The 3,584-nt window shown below is 32.0% G+C and carries 5 protein-coding genes; all 5 read left to right on the forward strand.

Annotation, left to right across the window (positions count from 1 at the left end; genetic code table 11):
- Positions 1–126 precede the first annotated feature (126 nt).
- The 5 genes from C8N41_RS16555 to C8N41_RS16575 all read left to right on the forward strand — a co-directional run bounded on the left by C8N41_RS16555 (position 127) and on the right by C8N41_RS16575 (position 3,276).
- Positions 127–702 (forward strand): hypothetical protein, encoded by a 576-nt coding sequence (locus C8N41_RS16555; protein WP_147298983.1) that lies wholly within the window; start codon positions 127–129, stop codon positions 700–702.
- A gap of 162 nt (positions 703–864) precedes the next feature.
- On the forward strand, positions 865–1,608 hold the full coding sequence (locus C8N41_RS16560; protein ID WP_115840088.1) for a hypothetical protein: 744 nt from the start codon (positions 865–867) through the stop codon (positions 1,606–1,608).
- Positions 1,609–1,822: 214 nt separating this feature from the next.
- A complete protein-coding gene (locus C8N41_RS16565) occupies positions 1,823–2,116 on the forward strand; it encodes a type II toxin-antitoxin system HigB family toxin (RefSeq protein WP_115840089.1) in 294 nt (97 codons plus the stop codon).
- Positions 2,117–2,118: 2 nt separating this feature from the next.
- On the forward strand, positions 2,119–2,475 hold the full coding sequence (locus C8N41_RS16570; RefSeq protein WP_115840090.1) for a helix-turn-helix domain-containing protein: 357 nt from the start codon (positions 2,119–2,121) through the stop codon (positions 2,473–2,475).
- Positions 2,476–2,625: 150 nt separating this feature from the next.
- Positions 2,626–3,276 carry a hypothetical protein gene (locus C8N41_RS16575; RefSeq protein WP_115840091.1) on the forward strand — a complete coding sequence of 217 codons (651 nt, stop codon included), beginning with the start codon at positions 2,626–2,628 and terminating at the stop codon, positions 3,274–3,276.
- Positions 3,277–3,584 lie beyond the last annotated feature (308 nt).

Consider the following 3,584-nt stretch of genomic DNA (forward strand, 5'->3'; position numbering starts at 1 on the left):
GATTACGTTCGAATCCACTCGGAATTGCTAATGTCAGTGCTAAACCGAAAATTAACGCATATTTACCCGTAACTGACGGTTATACGAGACCGTTAGCAACAAGCTGAAAAAACTCACGCACAAAAATTGAAATACATACTATCAATATTTATTACGCTATTCTTTATCTCGTGTGAAAGCAACAAATACGAGTCAGAATTAAAATACCAAAGTTGCATTAACACCAAAACATTTGAAAGAGGAATAATCTATCCTTTGAACACGTCGGAATCGGAAATTGCAAAATCAGTTAATGTGTTCGATTCAATTAAAAAGTTCGAAAACTATTTGGAGAACGGAAAGTTGCTTTCTGGAATTAATAAAAAAGATTATTTGTCCTTAATCTCAACAATTGACGAAACTGATTTTCTCAAGAAAGAGTTTTTCGAATTTAATTCTGATAACTATTTCATCGAGAATAATTTGATGACTGTATTGTTTTTTGAAGAATTATTTTATCAATGTGTAATGAGTTCGTTCAAGAACCAAATACAATATGAATTTATTTTAAGAACAAAAGATAAAGTCCAACTAAATTCCTATCCGAATAAAGAAATATTGACTGAATTAATAGATAAGGTAGATTTTCAAAGCGAAACACAAAGATTAATAATTACTTATCTGGTTTATTCTAACTTATATTGGAGATATGAAATGGAATAAAAGCCAGTTGCTAACACCGTGTATAATTAATTGCTTGGTTCTCGCCTACTTGCGAAAATTCCTGCGGAATTTTCACGGGTTCGTAAAAGTTTGCTAAATTAGTTGCTGAACCACGCAACTAATCATACACAAACACGTTAGCAAACATATGCCAAACCAATAATGTTCTGGAATAAAAAGACAAAATTACCGATTACCAAAGAAGATAAAATTTGGATTGACGAAGACCTTAATTGGTTGCGGACTAAATTTGGCGAAGAACACTTTATGGAAATCCGAACAGTAACACCAACAAAAGATTTTTATAACAGAACTTTTGACGGAACTGAAAAAGATGCGGAATTCATACTCAAACGGACAATGGAATTAATGAACATTCGAGATACTGAAATTAAACTCGAATTCTTTTCAGACGAACCGATTGAAATGGATGATGGAACAACTTTGACAACACCAGCAGATATTAACGGAAGTTGGAAAAGTGCAAGTGGAACTTATGAGCAAACAGAAAACGGTACGATAGTATCAATAGAGACAAGCCAATTAAAAAATACGATTTCCCTAATTGCGACAATATCACACGAATTATCACATCAGATTTTATTAGGAGAAAACCGAATAGAAGAAAATGACGAATTTTTAACTGACTTTACAGCCATTGCTTACGGATTTGGAATTTTTATTGGAAATTCTCGTTTTAATTTTTCCCAATTTGCAACAGGCGGAACATTTGGTTGGAATTCAACTGGACAAGGATATTTACCAGAACAAATAATTGCCTATGCAATGGCTTGGTTATCTAAAGAAAGAAATGAAAAAACTGAATTCAGTCAACATTTGAATAAATCAATGAAAAAATATTTTGAACAGAGTTATAAATATTTGACGAATGAAAAAAACGAATAAATACGTGTGCTAACACCGTGTATAATTAATTGCTGTTTTCTTCTCCACTTGCGAATATTCCTGCGGAATATTCACGGGTTCGTAAATGTTTGCTAACTTACTCGCTTAACCACGCAACTAACCATACACAAAACCGTTGCCAACAAGCTGAAAAAAGAAATTTTATTACCAAATTGGTAACTTTTTTATTATATTTGCGACAAACAAGTATAATGTGAGAGTAATAGCGAAACGAACTTTACGAGACTTTTGGGAAAAACACGCCGACTGTGAAGAACAATTAAAGTCTTGGTATAGAGAAACTGAAAAATCCGAATGGAAAAATATTAATGAATTAAAAAACGATTATCCGAGTGCAAGTATTTTAAAAGACAATCGAATTGTTTACAATATTAAAGGCAACAACTACCGATTGATTGTAAAATTCAACTTTGAATATCAAATATGCTGGATAAGATTCATCGGAACTCACGCAGAATATGACAAAATAGACGCAAATAATATCTGATTATGAAAATAACACCAATAAGAAACGAAAAAGACTATCAAAACGCTCTGAACAGACTTGAAGAGATTTTTGATGCAAAAAAAAGAACTGAACAAGGAGATGAATTGGAAATCCTTTCAATCTTAATTGACAGATATGAAAATGAGAACTTTCCAATTGGAATGCCTGACCCAATTGAGGCAATCAAATTCAGAATGGAACAGATGGGAATGAAACAAAAGGATTTAGCCGAAGTTGTTGGTTTTAAAAGTAGAGTTAGTGAAATTTTAAGTAAAAAACGTAAACTGACTTTAGGAATGATAAGAAAACTGAATTCAACACTTCACATTCCGACTGAAGTTTTAGTTCAAGATTATTAATAAAAAAGCCAGTTGCCAACAATGGCTATAAGTAATTGCTTGTTCTCGCCTACTTCTGAAAATCCTCGCGGATTTTCAGTTTAGTGTGTACTTGCAAAGTTAAGTACTAAACCACGCAACTACTCATAGCCGAGACCGTTAGCAATAATTATGAGAGAACCGCAAAATCCAAACGACCAGCTTGAAGTCATAATAATGGACTCGGAATTACCTTCAATTGCAAAAGATTATGCAGAATTGGCAGTTGATGGAATAATGGATGATGGAATTTTGAAAGACATTCCTTTAGTTGGAACTGTAATCGGAATAATGAAATTTAGCAATAGTGTGAATAAGCATTTTGCGATTAAAAAAATCTATAAATTTCTTAATCAACTTAACTCTATACCTCAAGAACTACGTGTCAAAAAAATTGATGAAATTAATAATTCGAAAAAATACCAGAGTAGCGTTGGAGAAATGATATTCGAAATTTTGAAAAAAATAGAAAGTGATGGAAAGCCTGAAATTATTGGACGACTATTCAAAGCAGTTATTGAAGAAAAAATTGATTATATCACATATTTAAGAATAGCTCATCTCGTTAAAAACTTATTCTATTACGATATTGTTTGGCTTAAAGAAAATACCACTAATGGAGTTGTAGCAGAAGCAACACCTGACCCAATTTTCACAAGCGGTTTAGTTGATGTAAATTTTGTCGATAGCTATGAAGGAGCTAAAAATGATATAATTACTCAAAAGTCTCAAGCAACATTAACAGAAATAGGAAAAGTTTTAATAAATGTTGGGATGGAATAACTATTGCTAACAATGTATATAAAACATAACTATTATAGGCTTTCCAAAAGGTTTTTGCGTGTTTATGAAGACCGCCAAATTTTTAAATTTGGCTTTTGGTAAAATAAAGATAAAAAGAAAAATTTAAAAATTCGGCTCGTGTATAATCCGAAACGATAGCGTCTTTTTACACGCTACGTTTCATATACGGAGACGTTGGCTGTAATTTAAACAATGAACTTTCCTGAAATAGGTTGACTAAAAATTAAGCAATTAATTACAGTCACTTATGAAAACAACAAATGAACACTGGCGAAAAAAAAGCTACC

Origin of the sequence: Winogradskyella sediminis, assembly GCF_003387355.1 — a bacterium.
Classification (GTDB): domain Bacteria; phylum Bacteroidota; class Bacteroidia; order Flavobacteriales; family Flavobacteriaceae; genus Winogradskyella; species Winogradskyella sediminis.